This window comes from Streptomyces shenzhenensis, assembly GCF_021462265.1.
GTDB classification, from domain to species: Bacteria; Actinomycetota; Actinomycetes; order Streptomycetales; family Streptomycetaceae; genus Streptomyces; species Streptomyces shenzhenensis.
In genome coordinates this window covers 33,447-53,698 of record NZ_JAJONF010000035.1, presented here as the reverse complement: position 1 = coordinate 53,698, position 20,252 = coordinate 33,447, and the positions used below count along the sequence as shown (strand labels likewise).

At 73.8% G+C, this 20,252-nt stretch carries 17 protein-coding genes and 1 pseudogene; 6 read left to right on the top strand and 12 right to left on the bottom strand.

Going from position 1 to position 20,252, the window contains the following annotated elements; genetic code table 11:
- The first annotated feature begins 5 nt into the window (after nt 1-5).
- Nucleotides 6-902: an SCO6745 family protein gene (locus LQ326_RS33780; RefSeq protein ID WP_234542878.1), complete on the top strand. Its 897-nt coding sequence runs from the start codon at nt 6-8 to the stop codon at nt 900-902.
- A 9-nt stretch (nt 903-911) separates the two neighbouring features.
- Here LQ326_RS33780 and LQ326_RS33775 read toward each other — a convergent pair whose 3' ends face one another.
- Together LQ326_RS33775 and LQ326_RS33770 are read right to left on the bottom strand one after the other, a co-directional pair.
- A complete protein-coding gene (locus tag LQ326_RS33775; protein ID WP_234542877.1) occupies nt 912-1,277 on the bottom strand; it encodes an ArsR/SmtB family transcription factor in 366 nt (121 codons plus the stop codon).
- 201 nt (nt 1,278-1,478) lie between these two features.
- Complete coding sequence (locus tag LQ326_RS33770) at nt 1,479-1,853, bottom strand: roadblock/LC7 domain-containing protein (RefSeq protein WP_234542876.1); 375 nt, start codon at nt 1,851-1,853, stop codon at nt 1,479-1,481.
- 477 nt (nt 1,854-2,330) lie between these two features.
- On the opposite strand from LQ326_RS33770, the gene LQ326_RS33765 reads away from it, so the two are divergent.
- Nucleotides 2,331-3,494, top strand: coding sequence for an exonuclease SbcCD subunit D (locus LQ326_RS33765; protein WP_234542875.1), 1,164 nt, complete (start codon nt 2,331-2,333; stop codon nt 3,492-3,494).
- An 82-nt stretch (nt 3,495-3,576) separates the two neighbouring features.
- On the top strand, nt 3,577-6,567 hold the full coding sequence (locus LQ326_RS33760; protein WP_234542874.1) for an AAA family ATPase: 2,991 nt from the start codon (nt 3,577-3,579) through the stop codon (nt 6,565-6,567).
- Nucleotides 6,568-6,570: 3 nt separating this feature from the next.
- Here LQ326_RS33760 and LQ326_RS33755 read toward each other — a convergent pair whose 3' ends face one another.
- Nucleotides 6,571-7,044 carry an Lrp/AsnC family transcriptional regulator gene (locus LQ326_RS33755; protein ID WP_234542873.1) on the bottom strand — a complete coding sequence of 158 codons (474 nt, stop codon included), beginning with the start codon at nt 7,042-7,044 and terminating at the stop codon, nt 6,571-6,573.
- A 133-nt stretch (nt 7,045-7,177) separates the two neighbouring features.
- Between LQ326_RS33755 and LQ326_RS33750 the strand changes: the two genes are divergently transcribed.
- A complete protein-coding gene (locus LQ326_RS33750) occupies nt 7,178-7,654 on the top strand; it encodes a rhodanese-like domain-containing protein (RefSeq protein ID WP_234542872.1) in 477 nt (158 codons plus the stop codon).
- A gap of 47 nt (nt 7,655-7,701) precedes the next feature.
- Entirely contained in the window at nt 7,702-8,217 is a 516-nt protein-coding gene (locus tag LQ326_RS33745; protein WP_234542871.1) for an immunity 21 family protein, read from the top strand.
- 18 nt (nt 8,218-8,235) lie between these two features.
- On the opposite strand, the gene LQ326_RS33740 is transcribed toward LQ326_RS33745, so the two are convergent.
- From LQ326_RS33740 to LQ326_RS33715, 6 genes are all read right to left on the bottom strand, one after another.
- Entirely contained in the window at nt 8,236-9,465 is a 1,230-nt protein-coding gene (locus tag LQ326_RS33740) for a cytochrome P450 (RefSeq protein ID WP_234542870.1), read from the bottom strand.
- Between the two features lie 34 nt (nt 9,466-9,499).
- Entirely contained in the window at nt 9,500-10,894 is a 1,395-nt protein-coding gene (locus LQ326_RS33735; RefSeq protein ID WP_234542869.1) for an NAD(P)/FAD-dependent oxidoreductase, read from the bottom strand.
- Entirely contained in the window at nt 10,881-11,111 is a 231-nt protein-coding gene (locus LQ326_RS33730) for a ferredoxin (RefSeq protein WP_234542868.1), read from the bottom strand. Before LQ326_RS33730 ends, LQ326_RS33735 begins: the two co-directional genes overlap by 14 nt.
- Before the next feature lie 138 nt (nt 11,112-11,249).
- Nucleotides 11,250-11,930: a hypothetical protein gene (locus tag LQ326_RS33725; protein WP_234542867.1), complete on the bottom strand. Its 681-nt coding sequence runs from the start codon at nt 11,928-11,930 to the stop codon at nt 11,250-11,252.
- A 169-nt stretch (nt 11,931-12,099) separates the two neighbouring features.
- Nucleotides 12,100-13,788: a DUF885 domain-containing protein gene (locus LQ326_RS33720; RefSeq protein ID WP_234542866.1), complete on the bottom strand. Its 1,689-nt coding sequence runs from the start codon at nt 13,786-13,788 to the stop codon at nt 12,100-12,102.
- Nucleotides 13,789-13,821: 33 nt separating this feature from the next.
- Nucleotides 13,822-14,313, bottom strand: a complete 492-nt coding sequence (locus LQ326_RS33715) for an Lrp/AsnC family transcriptional regulator (protein WP_234542865.1) — start codon at nt 14,311-14,313, stop codon at nt 13,822-13,824.
- A gap of 59 nt (nt 14,314-14,372) precedes the next feature.
- Between LQ326_RS33715 and LQ326_RS33710 the strand changes: the two genes are divergently transcribed.
- Nucleotides 14,373-15,551: a trans-sulfuration enzyme family protein gene (locus tag LQ326_RS33710; protein ID WP_234542864.1), complete on the top strand. Its 1,179-nt coding sequence runs from the start codon at nt 14,373-14,375 to the stop codon at nt 15,549-15,551.
- A 103-nt stretch (nt 15,552-15,654) separates the two neighbouring features.
- Here LQ326_RS33710 and LQ326_RS33705 read toward each other — a convergent pair whose 3' ends face one another.
- From LQ326_RS33705 to LQ326_RS33690, 3 genes and pseudogenes are all read right to left on the bottom strand, one after another.
- On the bottom strand, nt 15,655-17,073 hold the full coding sequence (locus LQ326_RS33705; RefSeq protein WP_234542863.1) for a GNAT family N-acetyltransferase: 1,419 nt from the start codon (nt 17,071-17,073) through the stop codon (nt 15,655-15,657).
- Between the two features lie 78 nt (nt 17,074-17,151).
- Nucleotides 17,152-19,839 (bottom strand): DUF7824 domain-containing protein, encoded by a 2,688-nt coding sequence (locus LQ326_RS33700; protein WP_234542912.1) that lies wholly within the window; start codon nt 19,837-19,839, stop codon nt 17,152-17,154.
- A pseudogene (locus LQ326_RS33690) lies at nt 19,836-20,234 on the bottom strand (SWIM zinc finger family protein); the annotation flags it as partial. The pseudogene LQ326_RS33690 and the gene LQ326_RS33700, both read right to left, overlap by 4 nt.
- Between the last annotated feature and the right edge of the window lie 18 nt (nt 20,235-20,252).

Here is a 20,252-nt window from a genome sequence, read left to right as displayed (position 1 = left end):
GTGCCATGTCAGTGCCGATACCGATGCCGGCCAGGGGCGGCGTCGCCCGTGAGCTGTGGCGGCTGCTCGAACCGATCCACGCCGTGGTCTACTTCGCCCCGGAGCCGCGGGAAGAGTTCCGGGCGGTGGGCTACCGCGGTTTCTGGATGGGGTACTTCGCCGGACGGGCCGCTCCCCTGGGCCGTGCCGGCGCCGACGTCGTGCATGCCCTGTTCTACAACTTCACCCACGAGCGGGTGAGCCGCGCCCTGCCGGCGGCCTGGAGCTTCGCTCCGCCGGACGAGGCCCTCCACGCGCGCGTACGAGGATCGGTGCGCGCGCTCGGCCGGGCGCTCGGCCCCGCGGCCGACGGCGCGGACGTGGCCCGGGCGGCGGAACTCGCCACGCGTGCCGCCCGGTCGGCTCCCCTCGAAGGCCGGGCTCTCTTCGCCGCCAACCGCTCCCTGCCGGTGCCGCAGGAGCCCCTCGCCCGGCTGTGGCACGCCGCGACACTTCTTCGTGAACACCGCGGCGACGGTCACGTCGCGGCTCTGCTCGCCGCCGGGATCACCGGCCGTGAGTCGCACGTCCTGCACGCGACCGCGAGCGGGATCCCCCGCGATGTCTACGGGCCGGCACGCGACTTCGACGAAGCGGAGTGGACGTCGAGACGCGAGACCCTCGGACACGGAGGGCTCCTTGACGGCGACCGGCTGTCCCGGCGCGGACGGGAACTCAAAGCCCGGATCGAGGAACGAACCGACCAACTGGCGGCCACCGCCTATGACGCGCTGACCCCCGACGAGACCGACGAACTCGTCCGGCTCCTGCGCCCTTTGACCCGGGCCGTGGTGCGCGCGGGCGACATTCCCCTGGACAACCCCATGGGAGTCGACCTGCGCGAGTCACCCGGACAGCCGTGAACCCGCCGGTCAGCCACGGTGGTTGACGGGCAGGGGCGAGGCGGACGCGTCGGCCTGCCGTAGTTCGGCGAGGAGCACGTTCTGCCCGCTGAGCAACTCGGTGAGGATACGGCGGGCCGCCCGCAGGAGGTCGGCGACGTCGCCGCCGGCCAGTGCGTAGCTGACGGTGGAACCCTCCCGGATGGACACCACGATGCCGGATCGGCGCAGGACGGCCAGCTGTTGCGAGAGGCTGGACGGCTCGATCTCGATGTCGGCGAGCAGGTCCCGTACCGGGACCGGCCCGTGCTGGAGCAGTTCCAGGACCCTGATCCGTACGGGGTGCCCGAGCATGCGGAAGAAGTCCGCCTTGGCCTGGTAGAGGGGGACTTGCATGACCGCTCGCTCTCTGCCGGGTCGCGTCCGGAGGTGATGTCGGGGTACGGCGGTGCCTTGCGACACCGCCGCATCGGCCCGTCACAGCCGATCCTTGCCGCCCGGGGCCATGTGCAGGCACGAATTGGAATCATGCTGATGTGGTCACTTGAAGAAGTTTTCACATCGTGGGCGCACAAAACCCCGGACGCCGGATCGCCGCTAGACCTCAAGCTGTTCCTCGACCCGCTTGAGCTGGTGGCGGGCCATGGCGAGATTCGAGCGCTCCTTGTCGAGAACCAGATAGAGGAACAGCCCGTTCCCGCTGCGGCCGGTGATCAGGCGGATGAGGTGGTACTGCCGTTCGAGGGTGATGAGGATGTCCTCGATCCGGCTCTTGAGGCCCAGTTGTTCCATCGTGCGCACCTTGGCCCGGATGACGTCGGTGTTCCCGGCCGCGGCGATGGTCAGATCGAGGTCCTTGCCCCCGCCCAGGGTTCCCAGTGCCATGCCGCTGGTGTAGTCGACGACCGCGGCTCCCAGGGCCCCCTCGATCGAGGTCATCATTTCCTTCATCGACACTTCCACGCTCGCCATGACGGCGCCTCCCCTTCGGATGTCGGTTGCGACGGGACCGGCTCTCGGCGTTCCCGTCCGATGCACGGACCGTAGGCCGGTGGGAGCGGCGCCGGGACGGCGTCTCTGTGTCTGACGCATGATGACCGAACGGCTGCGCCATTGGTTCGTCCGAGCGACGAAAACCGGTGCGAGAGTTAGCGAAGTTGAACAGGGGCACCGGTGCCGCCGCACCCTGCCCGGGCACCTTCCAGCCCGCGCAGGGCGAGCGAGTCGGCGGCCGTGACGGCGACCGCCCGGGCCCCCTCCGAGGTCCGCGGTGTGCGGGACGGCGCGGGCCCGTGCGCTTCGCTTCCCGATGCCGGGTGATCTGAGGCGAGTGGTGGACCAGGGGGTGACATGCGTTAGCGTGGCAGGCGTGCACGGGGGAGCACCCGTGCGGGTTTGTGCGGGCCGAACAGGTGCAATAGGGGTAAGCGTGCGGGTCAGGGTGGTTTCGTGAGAATCCTGCACACTTCGGACTGGCATCTGGGCCGGTCGTTCCACCGCGTGAACATGCTCGGCGCCCAGGCCGGGTACATCGACCACCTCGTGGCGACCGTGCGCGAGCACGCCGTCGACGCCGTGGTGGTGGCGGGAGACGTGTACGACCGCGCGGTGCCGCCGCTCGCCGCGGTGGAGCTCTTCGACGACGCCCTGCACCGGCTCGCCGGTCTCGGCGTGCCCACCGTGATGATCTCCGGCAACCACGACTCCGCCCGCCGCCTCGGCGTCGGCGCCGGTCTCATCGACCGGGCCGGTATTCATTTGCGCACCGAGCCGTCGGCCTGCGGCACCCCGGTGGTGCTCTCCGACGCCTTCGGGGACGTCGCGTTCTACGGTCTGCCGTATCTCGAACCCGCCCTGGTGAAGGACGAGTTCGCGGTCGACCGGGCCGGGCACGAGACGGTGCTGGCCGCCGCCATGGACCGGGTCCGCGCCGACCTCGCCGCCCGCGGCCCCGGCACCCGCTCCGTCGTCCTCGCCCACGCCTTCGTCACCGGCGGCGAGCCCAGCGACAGCGAACGGGACATCACCGTCGGCGGGGTGGCCGCCGTCCCCGCCGGCGTCTTCGACGGCGTCGACTACGTGGCCCTCGGCCACCTGCACGGCTGCCAGACCCTCACCGACCGCGTCCGCTACTCGGGCTCCCCGCTGGCGTACTCCTTCTCCGAGGCCGGTCACCGCAAGAGCATGTGGCTCGTCGACCTCGCGGCCGACGGCGCGGTCACCGCCGAGCGCCTCGACTGCCCGGTGCCGCGCCCGCTGGCCCGCCTCCGCGGCACCCTGGACGACCTCCTCGCCGATCCCGCCCTCGCCCCCCACGAGGACGCCTGGGTCGAGGCCACCCTCACCGATCCGGTCCGTCCCGCCGACCCCATGGCCCGCCTCACCGGCCGGTTCCCGCACACCCTCAGCCTGGTCTTCGCCCCCGACCGGGCCCCGGACGACCCGGACGTCTCCTACGCCCGCCGCCTGGCCGGCCGCACCGACCGGCAGATCGCCGAGGACTTCGTGGTCCATGTGCGCGGTGCGGGCCCCGACGAACGCGAACTGGCCGTCCTCGGCGAGGCGTTCGACGCGGTGCGCGCGGACGGCGTGGTACGCGAGGTGGCCCGGTGACCGGCCATGACCGCGTGCGCGCCCCAGGGCCAGCGCACCCGTGTCCGCAGCCGCACCGGTGCCGCCGCACGGAGGTGGCCGCATGAGGCTCCACCGGCTCGACGTCACCGCCTTCGGCCCCTTCGGCGGCTCCCAGAGCGTCGACTTCGACGCGCTCTCCGCCGCCGGGCTCTTCCTCCTGCACGGCCCGACCGGCGCGGGCAAGACCTCCGTCCTGGACGCCGTCTGCTACGCCCTCTACGGAGCCGTCCCCGGCGCCCGCCAGAGCGGCCAGGGCCTCACCCTGCGCAGCGACCACGCCGACCCCGCCAGCCGCACCGAGGTCCGCCTCGAACTCACCGTCGCCGGGCGCCGGCTGGAGATCACCCGGCAGCCCCCCTGGGAGCGCCCCAAGAAGCGCGGCGCGGGCACCACCCTGGACAAGGCCCAGAGCTGGCTGCGCGAGTACGACGCGCCGTCCGGCGCCTGGAAGGACCTCAGCCGCTCCCACCAGGAGATCGGCGAGGAGGTCACCCAGCTCCTCGGCATGAGCCGTGAGCAGTTCTGCCAGGTCGTGCTGTTGCCCCAGGGCGACTTCGCCCGGTTCCTGCGCGCCGACGCAGGCGCGCGCGGCCAGCTGCTCGGCCGGCTCTTCGACACCCAGCGCTTCGCCGACGTCGAGAAGCGTCTCGCCGAGCGCCGCAGGACGACCGAGGCCCAGGTCCGTGACGGCGACTCGGCGCTGCTGTCCGACGCGCACCGCATGCAGCAGGAAGCCGGCGACGCGATGGAACTGCCGGCCCTGGACCCGGGCGAGCCCGGCCTGGCCGCGGCCGTCCTCGCGGCCGCGGCCGTGGCCCGCAGCACCGCACGGGAGCGCCTCACCGTCGCCCACTGCCGGCTCACCGCCGCCGAGTCGGCCCAGTTCGCGGCCGACCGAGCGCTGGCCGGCGCACGCGAACTGGCGCGGCTGCAGGCGCGGTTCGCCCAGGCGCGGCAGCGGGCCGTACGGCTGGAGGAGCGGGCCGGGGACCACCGGGCGGCGCAGGCGCGGATGGATCGGGCACGGAAGGCGGAGGCGGTGGCGCCGGCGCTGGAGCTGCGGGAGGCCGCCGAGGCGGGGCACCGTGCGGCGGCCGCCGCCGAGACGCGCGCCCGCGCGCTGCTGCCGGAGAGCCTCGCGGGAGCCGGTGCGGCAGGGCTCGCCTCCGCCGCCCGGCGGGCCGCCGAGGAACTGGGCGGGCTGGAGTCCGCGCGCCGGGCCGAGCGACGGCTCGCCGCCGTGGTCGACGAGCGCGACCGTCTTGACCGGCAGGAACGCGACGACGAGGACGTCCGGCGCGAGGCCGGGAGCTGGCTCGCCGACTGGGACGCCACGCGTGCCGGGCTGCAGTCCCGTGTCGACTCCGCACAGGAGGCCGCGACCCGGGCCGAGCAGCTCGCCGTACAGCGTGAGCCCGCCCGCCGGCGGCTGGAGGCGGCGCGGTTGCGGGACGAGCTGGGCCGGGACGCCGACGACGCCCAGCGCACGGCCCTCGCCGCCGCGGAGCGGGCCGTCGAGGCGCGCACGCACTGGCTCGACCTCAAGGAACAGCGGCTGAACGGCATCGCCGCCGAGCTGGCCGCGGAGCTCACCGAGGGGCAGCCGTGCGCGGTCTGCGGCGCCACCGAACACCCGGCGCCGGCCGAGAAGTTCGCGGGCCACGTCGACCGCGAGGCCGAGGAGCACGCGCTCGCCGCCCTGCAACGCGCCGAGGCGGAGCGCACCCGCGACGAACGGCGGCTGGGCACCGTACGCGAGGCACTGGCCGCCGCCACCGCCGAGGCCGGCGACCTGCCGACCGCACAACTGGCCTCCCAGGCCGACGAGCTGGAGCGGGAGTACGGCCACGCCCGGCGGGCCGGTTCCGCTCTGCACGCGGCGCACGAGGAGTTGCGGCTCGCCGAGCAGGAGCGCGAACGGCGGCTGGCCGAGCGGCAGCAGGCCGAGGTCCGGGCCGCCGCACGGCTCACCCGCCGCGACGGCCTGGACGCGGAACAGGCCTCGCTGGAAGCGGAGTTGGCCCAGGCCCGGGGGAGCGCCGCCAGCGTGTCCGCGCGGGCCGCGGAGCTGGAGCGGCAGGTGGCCCTGCTCACCGACGCCGCCGACACCGCGCGCGCCGCCGAGGATGCCGCCCGGCATCTGAAGGACACCGACGCCCGGCTCGCCGACGCCGCCTACCGGGCCGGTTTCGACACCCCGCAGGCCGCGGCCGCCGCCCTGCTCGACGACACCGCCCACCGCGAACTCCAACGGCGCCTGGACGAGTGGCAGTCCGAGGAGGCCGCGGCGCGTGCCGTACTGGCGGAGGCCGACACCGCGGCCGCCGCCCAGCAGCCGCCCGCCGACCTCGACGCTGCGGAGCGCACCGCCGCCCTGGCCGCCCAGCGGCTGCGCGACGCCGCCTCAGCCCGCGACCGGGCCGCCCGCTGCTGCGCCGAACTCGACCGGCTGTCGGCCCGGGCCACCGCGGGCGTACGCCGGCTGACCCCGCTGCGTGAGGAGTACGAGCGGGTGGCCCGGCTGGCCGGGCTCACCGCCGGCACCTCCGCCGACAACGAGCGCAGGATGCGGCTGGAGTCGTACGTCCTGGCCGCCCGCCTGGAACAGGTCGCCGCCGCCGCGACGGTACGCCTGCGGCGCATGTCGTCCGGCCGTTACACCCTGGTCCACTCCGACGACCGCACCGGACGCGGCCGCAGCGGCCTCGGCCTGCACGTCGTCGACGCCTGGACCGGACGCGAGCGGGACACCGCCACCCTCTCCGGCGGCGAGACCTTCTTCGCCTCCCTCGCGCTCGCCCTCGGCCTCGCGGACGTCGTCACCGACGAGGCGGGCGGCGTCCGCCTCGACACCCTCTTCATCGACGAGGGCTTCGGCAGCCTCGACGACCAGACCCTGGACGAGGTCCTCGACGTCCTCGACTCCCTCCGCGAACGCGACCGCAGCGTCGGCATCGTCAGCCACGTCCCCGACCTGCGCCGCCGCATCCACGCCCAACTGGAAGTGGTGAAGGGGAGATCGGGCTCGGCGTTGCGGCTGCGCGGGGTCTAAGGCCTATTGCGATAACAAGCCCTGGCGCATCCCGGTGCCGACGGCCCGTCGGGGCAGCGGCGAGGAGTAGACGACGCTCGTCGTGACCGAACCCAGGGCGCCGATCCTCCCGGAGACCTCCTCCAGGTGGCGCATCGAGCGGGCGGTGACCTTGATGACGAAGCAGTCGTCGCCCGTGACGTGGTGCGCCTCCAGGATCTCGGGCGTGGCGGCGACCAGGTCGTGGAAGGGCTTGTAGTTGCCGTTCGGGTAACGCAGCCGGACGAACGCGAGGATCGGCAGGCCGAGGCGTTCCGGGTCCACCACCGCCGCGTACCCCTGGATCACGCCCGCCTCCTCGAGCCGGCGCACCCGCTCGGTCACCGCGCTCGGCGACATCGCCACGGCCCGGGCCAGTTCGGCGAAGCTGGCCCGGCCCTCGCGCTGGAGGACGTCGAGGATGCGGAGATCGGTGGCGTCCGGGGAAAACTCGGTCATGGGGGATGGATAACAGGGAATCCCCGGCCGGACAAGCACAGGGCCGGGGATCACGCCTTCAGCAAGGGGATCACCGGCCGTAGATTTCCGGGCACGGAGATCCGCCCCACCCGCGGCGAACGAAAGGCCCCACATGACTGCCGGCACCGCCAACCCCGTCCTGCGCGTCGCCCCCGCCACCCCCGCCGAGGCCGCCGCCCACTTCCGGGCGAGCCTCGCCTTCCACGCCGACGTCTCCGACGTGGCCGCCGCCCTGGCCACCGACGGCGACCCGGGTTTCGTCGTCCTCGACTCCCGCTCCACCGAAGCCTGGGACCAGGGCCACGTACCGGGCGCCGTCCACCTGCCCACCGCGCTGATCCCCGAGCAGGCGGCCGAACTGCTCGACCGGACCGTACCCGTGGTGACGTACTGCTGGGGTCCCGGCTGCAACGGTGCGACCCGTGCCGCCCTCGCACTGGCCGAACTCGGCTACCGGGTCAAGGAGATGCTCGGCGGATTCGAGTACTGGGCGCGTGAGGGCTTCGAGTTCGAGACCTGGCGGGGGCGTGAGCGCCGGGCGCCGGACCCGCTGACCGCACCCCGCGAGGGCGGCGACTGCGGTTGCTGATTCCCGGAGGCGAACCTGTGCCGTCGCCGTACGTGTAAGTTCGCCCCATGACTCGATATGCGGATCCCGGCGCGGTGGAGTGGGTGGAGTCGGGCGGCGGCCCGCTCGTCGCGGTCCCGGAGACGGTCCTGGCGTTCTGGGCCGGCGCCGACAGCGAGGAACTGGCCACCGACTATGACCGGGCCTGCGAGGTCGACGGCTACATCGGACTGCTTCCGGTCGGGGACAGCACCGCTCTGGTCCTCGGCGACGAACCCGCCTCGACGTCCTTCCTGCCGGACCACGGCACCTTCGTCCGGTGGTCGGCCGCGGGCTCGGAAGAGGAACTCCTCGCACAGGTGCCCGCCGCCCTCGACGGCGCCGTGTGGGAGAACGAGATCCGCTGGCGGGTGCCGGGCCCCGTCGTCCTGTTCGACTCCGCCTGGCCGGGCGGCGAGGCCGGGGGCGGAGACCATCTGCGTGTGCCGCTGGAGCCCGGCACCTACGCGGTGCGCGCCGCCTACACCAGACCCGGACCGGAAACCTGGCTGGGCCTCGTGCAGTTGCGCAGACTCGCCTCCTGACGGCCTGTCACTTCTCTGTCACTTCACCCCGTCGATCGCGATGCCGAGGTGACGCGGACCGCGCAGCACCGCGTTCTGCCGGTACGGCGGCGGGTCCGCCACCAGCCGGGGGCTGTCGAGCCGGCGGGCCAGCTCGGACAGCGCGATCTGGGTTTCCAGGCGGGCCAGCGGGGCGCCGAAGCAGCTGTGGATGCCGCTGCCGAAGCCGAGGTGCTGGATGTCCCGGCGGTCCGGGTCGAAGCGGTCGGGATCGGTGAACCGGTGCGGGTCCCGGTTGCCCGCGCCCAGCACCAGCCAGATGCGCGAGCCCTTGGGGATGGTCACCCCGCGCACCTCGATGTCGGCGATGCAGGTGCGCTGCGGCAGCAACTGGACCGGCGGCTCGTAACGCAGCAGCTCCTCCACGATCCGCACCGACAGCCCGGGGTCGTGGCGCAACCGCTCCAGGATCTCGGGATACCGCAGCAGCGTCAGCATGCCGTTGGTGATGAGGTTGACCGTCGTCTCGTGACCGGCGATGAGCAGCAGCACCGAGGTGCTGAGCACCTCCATCGTCGTCATGGCGCCGTCCGGACCGTGACTGTGCACCAGGTCCGACAGCATGTCGTCGCGGGTCTCCCTGGCGCGCTGCTCCACCAGCCCGTTCAGGTACATGCCGAGCTGCAGCCGGGCCTCCTGTGCGGCTCTCTCGGCGCCGGCGGCGGTACGCGTGTCGGGGTCCAGACCGGCGACGATCGGATCGACCCAGGACCGGAAACGCGGCTCGTCCTCGCGCGGCACGCCGAGCAGCCGGCAGATGACGGTCACCGGGAACGGGTACGCGAACTGGTCGACCAGGTCGATCTCCCGCGCGTCCCCGAGACCGTCGATCAGCCCGGTGACGATCTCCTCCAGCTGCCCCAGCATGTTGTCGACCCGGTGCGGCCGGTGCGGCGGCCCGAACGAGCTGTTGGCGATCCGGCGCAGCCGGTCGTGCTCCGGCGGGTCGAGCCGGATGAAGCTCGGAGGCAGCCCCGTCGCCTCCGGACCGGACAACTCGTCCTGCCCGAGCGAGGCCAGGTTGGCGGCGTCGGAACTGATCCGCGGATCATGGAGCAGGGCCTTGATGTCGTGGTAGGTGCTGACGAGGTAGGGGCCGTCCTCCTCCTCGTGCAGCACCGGCGTCCTGCGGAGCTCCTCGTACAGCGGGTACGGGTCGGCGCGGTTCGCGAAGTCGGTGATCCGGCGCAACATCGAGGTCTGCGTCATGACGGTTCCTTGGAGCGTCGAGGCCGGGGCGCGGTCAGTGGTGGGCGGGGTGGAAGACCAGCTGCTGGTCGGTCGGCGAGTGGCCGCTCAGGGTCACCATGGGGCCGTGCGTCGGCAGCGCCGGGTCCGGGAAGCCTGCGTCGACCGGCACCCGCCCCTCGGGACGGCGGTCCACCGTCGGGAACTCCACCGGGAACGGCCCGCCCCTCTCGATCTCCCGCTGGTAGAACTCCAGCCACCGGGTGTTGTCGAAGCTCACCGCGGCGATCGTCCGGCCCTGGTAGCCGTAGACCCCGACGAACCGGCGTTCGGCCGGCGAACCCTGCGTGATCATGATCTGCTCGCCCATCGGCGGCACCCCGACCGACTTGATGTTCACGCCGAACTGCGACGACCAGAACGCCGGCACCCACAGGTGCGGCCTCCGTGCGGCGCTCGGGCTGATCATGTTGTGCGCGGCGATCTCGGCCTGGGCGACCGCGTTGCCCCAGTGCTCCAGGGACAGGAACTGGTAGCCGAACAGCGCGTGCGGGGACCGTGCGACGTCGCCGGCGACGAAGACGTCGTCGGTGACGATGCCCCGGAAGTCGAAGGCACGGCAGCCCGCGTCGCAGGCGATGCCCCGCGGGCCCGCGCCCAGACCGGAACCGGCGAGCCAGTCGGTGTTGCGGGTCGCGCCGAGCGAGACGATCACCACGTCCGCCTCGACGATGCTCTCGTCGGACAGATGGACCGCCCGTACCCGCCCGACCGGATCGCCCTCCAGCGCCGTGACCATGACCCCGGTGCGCAGATCCACCCCGTTCTCGCGGTGCATGTCGGCCGCGACCGCTCCGATCACCCCGCCGAGGGCGCCCACCAGCGGCGCGCCCGCGCGTTCCGCCACGGTGACCGCGATCCCCTGTTCCCGGCAGGCCGAGGCGATCTCCGACCCGGTGAACCCGGCACCGATCACGAACACCCGGCGCGGCCCGGCCTTCAGCCGGCGCAGCAGCGCGGCCGCGTCGTCCCGGGTGCGCAGCGTGAACACGCCCTCCAGCCGGGCCTCGTCCTCCCTGGGCCAGGGCCGGGCCCGCACCCCGGTCGCGATCAGCAGCCGGTCGTACTCGACCTCGTCGCCGTCGGCCAGCCGGACCCGCTTGGCCTCGGTGTCGAGACCGGTGGCCGCGACACCGAGCCGCCACTTCGCGTCGATCTCCCGGCGGCGCGGCAGCTCCGTGTGGTGCGGGGCCGCCCTGCCGAGCAGCACCGCCTTGGACAGCGGCGGCCGGTCGTAGGGTTCGTACGGCTCGTCGCCGATCATGGTGAGTTCGCCGCCGAACCCCTCGGCACGCAGCGTCTCGGCACCCCGCAGTCCGGCCAGGGAGGCACCCACGATCACGATCCGGCCCTCGCGCCGCAGCCAGTCGAGATAGTCAGTGGGCGGCATCGGAGGCGCCTTCCGGGTGTCCGTCCAGTCCGTCGGCGGTGATCGCCTGCACCGGGCAGGCGGCGACGGCGCGCGCCACCCGCTCCCGCTGCTCCCGCTCGGCCCGCGGGTTGTAGACGAGCGCCTCCTCGCCGTGCATGGCGAAGACGTCCGGCGCGAGGAACGCGCACTGCGCGTACCCCTGGCATCTGTTGAGGTCGACGACAAGGCGCGTCATGGCTCCGCCCTTCCGGTGGCCAGGTCGGGTGCGACCGCGGTCCGTCGTTCCGCACTCGGACGGCGGGGGACTCCCCGCACGCCAGCATGGGAGCCCGGCCCGGCCGCGGCGCGCCGGGGCCGCCGATCGGGTGAGCCGTCAGGGGCCCGGGGCGGCCGGGACCGCGGCGGAGCGGCGGAAACTCGCCCCGACGAGGTACGCGCCGAGCAGCAGCGACCAGGCCGGGAACGCCAGTTCGGCCCAGGGCACGGTGGACGACAGGAACAGCAGGGCCAGGGTGGTGAGGAAGCCCAGCAGCGTGAGCCATCGGGGCAGGACGCCCAGGCGGTGCCCCATCACCGAGGCGGAACAGACGAAGACGGCCGCCATCCGCATCGCGTACCCGGTCATCAGCGTGTACGCGAGGTGCCGGCCGAAGTCCCAGGTGGGCCGGGACGGCGAGGTACCCGCCGGATGCGCGGTGCCGAGCACGGCCGCGGCCGCCGCGGCGGCGCCGAACATCGTGGCCGTGAAGACCAGGCCGCTGCCGAGGAACACGGTCGCCATGAACCGGTCCTCGGCGTCGCCGACATGTGCGCGGACGGCGCCGACGAACCACAGGAAGAAGATGCCGGCGAACGGCACCAGCAGCAGGGCGGTGTGGAGGGCACCGCGCTGGGCCGCACGCGGCTGCGGTACGGTGCCCGCGTCGGCGCCCTGCGGGATGCTCAGCCGGATCAGCACGATGGCGGCCGCGAGCAGCAGCGCGAAGACGATCCCCGCCGCACCGGCGGCGCGGGGGGTCCGCAGCGGCTGCCGCCGGGGCGTGGAGGTCTGCATGCGCGGCTCGCTTCCTGTCGCCGGTGGCCCCCGGCACCAGCAAGGCCCCTGTCACCGGCCGCCGCCACCGGAGCACCCCCGAACGGCAGACCGGCGCAGGACCGCGACATCGGGCGCGGACCCGCGACATCGGGCGCGGACCCGTGGCGTCAGGCCCGGACCCGTGGCGTCAGAGCCGCGACAGCTCGTCCACCAGGTCGTCCAGGCCCAGCGAACCCTGGGACAGGGCCGCCATGTGCCAGGACTTGAGGTCGAAGCCGGCGCCCTGCCGCTCCCGGGCCTTCTCCCGGCCCAGCAGCCAGGCCCGCTCGCCCAGCTTGTAGCCGATGGCCTGCCCCGGCATCGACAGGTAGCGGGTCAGCTCGCTCTCCACGAAGTCCGCGGGCCGGCTGCTGTGCGAGCCGAAGAACTCCTGCGCCAGCGCGGGCGTCCAGCGCTCCCCGGGGTGGAAGGGGGAGTCGTCGGGGATCGTCAGCTCCAGGTGCATGCCGATGTCGATGATGACCCGCGCGGCCCGCATCATCTGCGCGTCCAGATAGCCGAGGCGCCGCTCCGGGTCGGTGAGGAAGCCCAGCTCGTCCATCAGCCGCTCCGCGTACAGCGCCCAGCCCTCGGCGTTCGCGCTGACCATGCCCACGCTGGCCTGGTAGCGGGAGAGGTTCTCGGCGATGTGCTTCCACTGCGCCAGCTGGAGGTGGTGGCCGGGCACGCCCTCGTGGTACCAGGTCGAGACGAGGTCGTAGACCGGGAACCGGGTCTGGCCCATCGTCGGCAGCCAGGTGATGCCCGGGCGCGAGAAGTCGTCCGACGGCGGCGTGTAGTAGGGCGCCGCCGCGCTGCCGGGCGGAGCGATCCGGGACTCCACCCGGCGCACCCGCTCGGCCAGGTCGAAGTGGGTGCCGTCCAGCTTCTCGATGGCCTCGTCCATCACCGACTGCAGCCAGCCGCGCACCTCGTCGACACCCTCGATGTGGGTGCCCTGCTCGTCCAGGTGTGCCAGCGCCACCCACGGGGTGGCCGCGCCGGGCAGGATCTTCTCGGCCTCGGCCTTCATCTCGGCGAGCAGCCGGTGGTACTCGGACCAGCCGTACGCGTACGCCTCGTCCAGATCGAGGTCGGTGCCGTTGAAGTGGCGGACCCAGCGCGCGTACCGCTCCCGGCCCACCACGTCCGGCGCGCCCTCGACCGCGGGCGCGTACACGTCCCGCATCCAGTCGCGCAGCGCCACCACGGCCTCGGTGGCCGAGCGGGCCGCCGCGTCCAGCTCGGCCCGCAGCGACTCGGGACCGGACGCCGCGAACTGCTCGAACCAGCCCTTGCCGTCGCCCGTGTCGGCCCACTCGCCGAGCTGGCGGACGAAGGTCGCGGTGGCCCGCGGACCGGCGGGCAGCTTCCGGTCCAGGCCCAGTTCGAGCGACTGCCGGTAGCCTTCCAGCGCGGCCGGCACCGCGCGCAGCCGTTCGGCGACGGCCGTCCAGTCCTCCTCGGTGGCGGTGGGCGTCACCGTGAACACCTGACGCACCGCGTGCGCGGCCGAGCTCAGGTTGCTGACCGAACGCAGGCTCTCGTCCGCCTCGTGCACGGCGAGGGAGGCGTTGAGCCGCTCACGCAGCAGGCGCGCGCAGCGACGCTCGATGTCACTGTCGGCACCGGGCTGCCGCTCGGCCTCGTCGAGCTTGGCGAGGGTGTCGCGCTGGAGCCGGGCCAGCGCCTCCGCGCCGGCCGGCGAGGTGTCCGGCAGCCGGCGCGAACTCTCCTTGTCGCCGAGGAAGGTACCGGTGATCGGGTCGAGGGCGATGAGCTCGTCGACGAAGGTGTCGGCGACCTGACGGGGCAGCGGGGTGTTGGTCTGTGACATGCGGTCCATCCTCGTACGACGGGCCACCGCGCGTCACGGGGATTGAACCGACGGCACCGGCGGAAGCAGCGGCCCGCACTCCCACTGCTGGAAGATCAGCCGGGTCTCCACCCGGGCCACTTCCCGACGGGCCGTGAACTCGTCCAGGACCAGCCGCTGCAGGTCCGTCATGTCCGCCACGGCCACATGCACGAGGTAGTCGTCGGGACCGGTCAGATGGAACACCGTCCGGGACTCCGGCAGCGCCCGGATCCGCTCCACGAACGGTCCCACCAACTCCCGCCGGTGCGGTCTGACCTGCACCGACAGCAGCGCCTGCAGACCCCGCCCGAGCCTGGCCGGATCGAGTTCGAGGCGGTGCCCGAGAATCACCCCCGAGCGGCGCAGCCGGGTGACCCGGTCCAGACAGGTCGACGGCGCCACGCCCACCTGGGCGGCGAGATCGCGGTAGGTGGTCCGGGCGTCGTTCTGAAGCAGCCGCAGCAGATGCAGATCGACCGGATCCAGTACGACGGAATCGGTCATACGCCGAACGTAACACGGTGGTTTCCCCACACGATCCGTCGGGTGTTCACCCTGCGGTCATGGACTCAGTGAGCAGCTACGACGACCCGGCGCCCGTCCGCGGTCACGCCTCCCGCGCGCGGCGCGCCCTGGCCACCGAGGCCGTGCACGCCGGCCGCGACGACCTCGCCCGCCAGGGCCTGCACGCCCCGCCGATCGACCTGTCCACCACCTACCCGTCCTACGACAGCCGCGCCGAGGCCGCCCGTATCGACGCCTTCGCCGCCGACGGCGCGGACCCGGTGGGACCGCCGGTCTACGGACGCCTCGGCAATCCGACGGTCGCCCGCTTCGAGACCGCCCTGGCCCGGCTGGAGGGCACCGAGTCCGCGGTCGCCTTCGCCAGCGGCATGGCCGCGCTGTCCGCCGTCCTTCTCGCCCGCGCCACGACCGGCCTGCGCCACGTCGTCGCCGTACGGCCCCTGTACGGCTGCAGCGACCATCTCCTCACCGCCGGACTCCTCGGCACCGAGGTCACCTGGACCGACCCGGCCGGCATCACCGACGCGCTGCGCCCCGACACCGGCCTGGTGCTGGTCGAGTCCCCGGCCAACCCGACGCTGGCCGAACTGGACCTGCGGGCCGTCGCCCACTCCTGCGGCACGGTGCCGCTGCTCGCCGACAACACCTTCGCCACCCCCGTGCTGCAACGACCCGCCGAACTCGGCGCACGGCTGGTGCTGCACAGCGCCACCAAGTACCTCGGCGGCCACGGTGACGTGCTGGCCGGGGTGGTCGCCTGCGACGAGGAGTTCGCCGGGCAGCTCCGCAGGATACGGTTCGCGACCGGCGGGGTCCTGCACCCGCTCGCCGGCTACCTGCTGCTGCGCGGCCTGTCCACGCTCCCGGTACGGGTCCGCGCCGCCTCCGCGACCGCCGCCGACCTGGCCCGCCGCCTCACCGCGGACCCACGCGTCGCCCGCGTCCACTACCCGCGCCTGGGCGGCGCGATGATCGCCTTCGAGGTCCCCGACGACCCGCACGAGGTCGTCTCCCGAGTCCGCCTGATCACCCCCGCCGTCAGCCTGGGCAGCGTCGACACCCTCATCCAGCACCCGGCGTCCATCAGCCACCGTGTCGTCGGCGCCGACGACCGCCGGGGTGCCGGGGTGAGCGACGGACTGCTGCGGCTTTCGGTGGGCCTGGAGGACGTGGAGGATCTGTGGGCGGACCTCGACCGGGCGCTGGGGGGCCGGTAGGGCGCCGCCCCTCAGGGGCGCGGGGCTGCGTCTGACGTGCGGCTGCCGCCGCGTGGGCGCGAACAGCCACGGCGCGGCCGCAGCCGCCGCGCGGCCCGAGCCTCTACGGCGCTTCGGCGTTCCCCGACTCACCCGCACGGGAAAGCCACCCCGCGGCAGACACGGCGTCACCCGGCACCGCGTCAAGTCGCGCTGTGATGACCAGCGTCCCCTCCTCGATCTGGTAATCGAGCGGCAGCCCCAGTCCCCGCATCGCCGCCACCATCCCGGTGTTGGACGCCTGCGTCACCGCGTACACGCTCTCGCAACCCGCCTCCACGGCCATCCCCACCAGCCGGGACAGCAGTTCCCCGCCGATGCCGCGCCGCTGCCACCCGTCCTCGACGAGCAGCGCCACCTCGGTCTCGTCGCCGTCCCACAGCAGGTGCCCGAGGCCGACGATCCGGCCCGACGCGCTCTGCACGGCCAGTGTCCGGCCGAACCGGGGGCTGAGCAGGTGGTTCAGGTAACGGTCCGCGTCCTTGACCGGCCCGTGATAACGCAGCCCGAGCGTCCGCGCCGAGCAGCGTTCGTGCATCGCCTTCGCCGCCGCCAGGTCGTCGGTGTCGGCCCGGCGCACGGTGATCGCGTTGCCCGCGGGCAACGCGATCACGTCCTGGCCGCGCGGGACGCGCGGCCCGAGCCGGGTGTCCAGCTCCACCAGCGCCCGCGCCCGCGCGAACTCGGTCGGCGTGAACGGGAGATACGGCCGCTCCACGGTGATCACTCCCCCCTCCGGCGCGCGCAGCCGCATCACGGTGTCCTCCAGCGCCCCCTCGACGGGAACCGTCCCGGGGCTCCGGGCCCCGCCTACCGGGTGGGCGGGGAGCGAGCGGATCGTGCACCTCCCCAACAACTGCCGGAGGGCCAGCGGAAGTTCCGCCGCGTCCAAGGCGGTGCGCGTGGCCAGGCCCAGGACCCGGGTGGGCGCGTCCACCAGATCGTGGGCGTCGGCCCGCTCGATCCAGGTGTCCGTGCCCCCGGCCAGCGCGACCGCCCGCGTGATCTCGCCGGCGATCAGCGCGCCCGGGGACCGCAGCAGGAACTCGTCCACCGTGCCGGCGGCCAGCGGATGCGTCTGCAGGCTCAGGATGTCCACCCGGTGCCCGGCGAGCGCGGCGCACAGCGCGGCCAGCGAACCCGGCTCGTCCCGCACCGTCGTCCGCAGCCGCCACAGCGTGCTGCCGAGGTCTTCGGTCTCCGAGGTGTCCGCGCCGGGCCCGGCCTGCCGGGCGCCGGTATCGGTATCCGTCACCGGCGGGGCGTGACCTGGGCGCCTCGCCCACCAGACGTGGAAGCCCGCGGTCGCCGCCAGCACCAGTGCCGAGATCACCAGCAGCGCCGGACCGTCGGGCCCGTGACCGACCAGGTTGGCCACCGCGTCCGCCGCCGCGACGGCCGTGAACAGGGCGGCGAGTTCGACGACGTCGCGTCGCCAGTGGTGCACGGGGCGTCCGTTCCGCCTGCGTGTCACATCAGACATGTCTCGATTCATGCAGCCACTGTGAAGCAACGGTGTTGCGTGATCACAAACGCTCTGTGACCGATGGGTAAAGCATGCTTACGCTCCTTTTGTTGCACTTTCTACAGTTGCCGCCACGCTCAGTGCGTCCCGCAGCCGACGGGCCTGGACCACCAGCCGCGCCGCGCCGCGCCGGTCCGCCGCCCCAGAAAGATGAGGCAGTTCACCCCGGGCCCCGGACCGCTCGGCGCAGTCGGCGGCGACCGAGAGCAGCTCCCCGAGCCCGCGGGCGACCCCCGGGCCGCCCGCGGTCCCCCCGGTCGCCAGGTCGGCGAGCAGCACGGGCAGGGTGTGCCGGAGCATCTCCCATATCGTCGCGTTGGCCCCGGTGGCCGCCGCCGTCCGGGCCGACTCGGCCAGCCGCAGCGGCTTCACCGCACCGCGCCGGACCAGTTGCCCGAGGTCGGCACCCAGCCGCTCCGCGTCGAGCTGGCCGCGCGCGGCGAGCACCAGCAGCGCGTCCACCGCGGCCAGCCGGTCCTCCGGGTGCCGGGCGCCCAGCCCGTAGGCCACGCACAGGTGCGTGCTCTCGCCCGCGGCCCCGCCGGACTCGGCGAGCAGGGGGAGGACGGCGGCCACGCCCCGCCGGCCGTCCACGGCGGTCCGGGACAGCGCGTGCACCAGCCGCAGGGCGATCAGCTCACGCCGCTCCGGGAGCGCGGCCGGCCAGTGCGCATGGTTCTCCTCGCCGCAGCGGTGGCAGTACCGGCTCTTGCCGAAAGCCGTGACCGGCCGGCCCAGCCGCCGGAACTCCTCGGGGAGATCCCCCTGGAGTTCCAGGACCTCAGCCGACTCGACGAGGATCCGCGGCCCCGAGGTGCGACGGCGCAATGCGGGCAGGGCGGGCCCTTCTGCGGACAGCCAGCGCGCAAGCCGCCTGCTCTCCGGCGTGCCGAGCACGGCCGCCCGGTCGGCCGCCGCGAGGGCGGCCGCACGGTCCTCGCGGCGCACTCGGAAGAGAGCCTGCGCGAAATCGGCGGCACCGACCCGGGCCCCCAGGCGGCGGTAGGCGTCGAGCCGGTCGACCAGATCGCCCGGTTCGAGCAGCCCGGTGCTCCAGGACGGCGTGGCCAGGAGCAGCGGCTGCGGATCCGTCCGTATCCGGTGCGCGAGTTCGCGCAGGCGCAGGTCGAACACCCGGGAGAGCCCGGTGTGCGCGCACTCGTGACCGGCCGGACCACGGCGGAGCGCGGCGAGCAGGGCGTCGGCGCTCACGGCCCCGTACAGCGCCGCCAGGAGCAGTTCGAGGCCGTCCGCGGCGGTCAGGAGACCGTAGTGGGCGTTGCCGAAGTAGTCCTCGGCGCGGGGCCGACGGCTCGATTCGGGCTCCTTCCACCAGCGGGTGGCCGCCACCGGCTCCAGCGCCTCCCGCAACGCGTCCTGGTCACGGTGCGCGTGGCGGGCCAGACCGTCCAGCGCCCGCTCGAACGCGGCCACGTCCCCGTCGGACGCGAGCAGGGCGCCGATCTGCCTGGCGAGTTCCACCGCCGAGTCCGGCGCCGGTGCGAGCCGGAACGGCGCCGGCGCCGGCGGCAGCACCTCCTCGTACGCCTCGGGCGCCGGCGCGGGCGCGATACCGAGCGCGTCGGCCGCCCGGACGCGCAGAACGGGGCCCAACTGCTCGGCCGCCACGCCGATTTCCAAGCGGGTCGCAGGATCGCCGTCGAGCCGCTCGGCATACCGCTCGACCAGCTTCAGCGCCCGCTCCTGTACCTGGGTGTCCGGGTGCCCGAACGCCTGGGCCGCCGTCGGCAGCAGCTCCGCGGCCGCGGCGGCCTGGCGGGCGAGTGCCTTGCCGAGCAGCACCAGTTGGGCGCGCACCAGCTTCTTCTCGGTGCGGAACAGCAGCCCCTCGGAGGCCTCGGCGAGCTGTCGCGGGGTGAGGCCGCCGTCGAGCGCGAGGGCGGCGAGCACCGACTGGGCGTGGGCGGCCACCGGGGAGGCGGCGTCCCGGGCCAGGGCCGTCCAGTCGGCGACGCGTTCGCGCCGCTCGTCCCGGGTGAGGGCGAGCTTGCCGAGCAGCGGCAGGAAGACGCGGTGGTCGGTCGGGCCGCCCCCGCGCAGCAGCCTGGCCACACAGGCGTCGACCACGGCCTTGCGCTCCAGCACGCCAGCGTCGGTCAGCTCGGCGAGGGCACTCTGCCAGGAACCGGGACCCTCGCCGAACAGCCAGCGGATCTCGCCCAGATCGGAGAGCTCGAACAGGCCGTTCACCAGCGGCGCCAGGTCCGGCTCGGCGCGCAGCCGGTCGACGAGGGGGACGCGCCCCCAGGTGTGGCCGATGTACCGGACCCAGCCGACCACATAGGCGTCCGTCACCGGGACCTCGCAGCCCGAACGGCGCACGAGTCCCGCCATCAACGGGAACGGGACGTCCGCGGAGACGGGCCGCGCCGCCAGCCGGCGGGCCACATCGGCCTGCCAGCCGGTGTCCCGGTCCGCCAGCAACTTCAGCAGCAGGTCCGCCGGTGCCTGCCGTCGGCGCATGTCGGCTCCGGCGATCCAGGTCGCGGCGGCCGCGGCCCCCGAGTGACAGACCGCCCCGGCCACCTGGAGCGCCGGATACCGGCGCTCGGACCGGCTCTCCCACGGCGCGGCCCGCAGCTCCTTGCGCAGGCGCTGCAACCCGGGCAGCAGCGCCCGGCGTTCGGTTTCCGTCAACTTCTCCACCAGGAGGGCCGTCTCCCCGACGTGCCCCGCCCGGACCGCCGCCAGCACCGCGCTCATCCCGCACCCCCGCCGATCTCCGCCATGTACTGTCCCGCCGTCCGCCGGCCGGGCAGGTCCGGTCCCGCCGTGTCCCGTCCCGCCGTGTACCGTCCCGCCGCGGCCCCCCGCCGCGCCATCCGCACCGCCACCGCGTGCTTGCACGGCCCGCGCCCGCCCCGGTACTTCGCCCACCACGGACAACCGAAGCTCAGCACCCCGGCCGCGGTCCGCACCCGGTGCACATGACCGTCCTCGGCCGTCACCGTGGCCGGCTCGCCGTCCAGGGCCACCGCGCCCGCGGCCACCAGTGTCCGGGCGGCGCGCAGCCGGGGACTGCGCCGCTCCGCGAGGCCCGGGTCGTAGGGCAGTTCGCGGTGGAAGCAGGCGGTCTCCGCCGTGTCACGGTCTGTGCGGATGGCGTCATGGGAAGA

Bases quoted from the DNA above. Each gene is read 5' to 3' on its own strand.
- LQ326_RS33725 (WP_234542867.1), bottom strand. From the start codon at position 11,930: ATGCAGACCTCCACGCCCCGGCGGCAGCCGCTGCGGACCCCCCGCGCC.
- LQ326_RS33780 (WP_234542878.1), top strand. From the start codon at position 6: ATGTCAGTGCCGATACCGATGCCGGCCAGGGGCGGCGTCGCCCGTGAG.
- LQ326_RS33735 (WP_234542869.1), bottom strand. From the start codon at position 10,894: ATGCCGCCCACTGACTATCTCGACTGGCTGCGGCGCGAGGGCCGGATC.
- LQ326_RS33705 (WP_234542863.1), bottom strand. From the start codon at position 17,073: ATGTCTGATGTGACACGCAGGCGGAACGGACGCCCCGTGCACCACTGG.
- LQ326_RS33740 (WP_234542870.1), bottom strand. From the start codon at position 9,465: ATGACGCAGACCTCGATGTTGCGCCGGATCACCGACTTCGCGAACCGC.
- LQ326_RS33775 (WP_234542877.1), bottom strand. From the start codon at position 1,277: ATGCAAGTCCCCCTCTACCAGGCCAAGGCGGACTTCTTCCGCATGCTC.
- LQ326_RS33710 (WP_234542864.1), top strand. From the start codon at position 14,373: ATGGACTCAGTGAGCAGCTACGACGACCCGGCGCCCGTCCGCGGTCAC.
- LQ326_RS33760 (WP_234542874.1), top strand. From the start codon at position 3,577: ATGAGGCTCCACCGGCTCGACGTCACCGCCTTCGGCCCCTTCGGCGGC.
- LQ326_RS33700 (WP_234542912.1), bottom strand. From the start codon at position 19,839: ATGAGCGCGGTGCTGGCGGCGGTCCGGGCGGGGCACGTCGGGGAGACG.
- LQ326_RS33745 (WP_234542871.1), top strand. From the start codon at position 7,702: ATGACTCGATATGCGGATCCCGGCGCGGTGGAGTGGGTGGAGTCGGGC.
- LQ326_RS33715 (WP_234542865.1), bottom strand. From the start codon at position 14,313: ATGACCGATTCCGTCGTACTGGATCCGGTCGATCTGCATCTGCTGCGG.
- LQ326_RS33730 (WP_234542868.1), bottom strand. From the start codon at position 11,111: ATGACGCGCCTTGTCGTCGACCTCAACAGATGCCAGGGGTACGCGCAG.
- LQ326_RS33720 (WP_234542866.1), bottom strand. From the start codon at position 13,788: ATGTCACAGACCAACACCCCGCTGCCCCGTCAGGTCGCCGACACCTTC.
- LQ326_RS33770 (WP_234542876.1), bottom strand. From the start codon at position 1,853: ATGGCGAGCGTGGAAGTGTCGATGAAGGAAATGATGACCTCGATCGAG.
- LQ326_RS33750 (WP_234542872.1), top strand. From the start codon at position 7,178: ATGACTGCCGGCACCGCCAACCCCGTCCTGCGCGTCGCCCCCGCCACC.
- LQ326_RS33755 (WP_234542873.1), bottom strand. From the start codon at position 7,044: ATGACCGAGTTTTCCCCGGACGCCACCGATCTCCGCATCCTCGACGTC.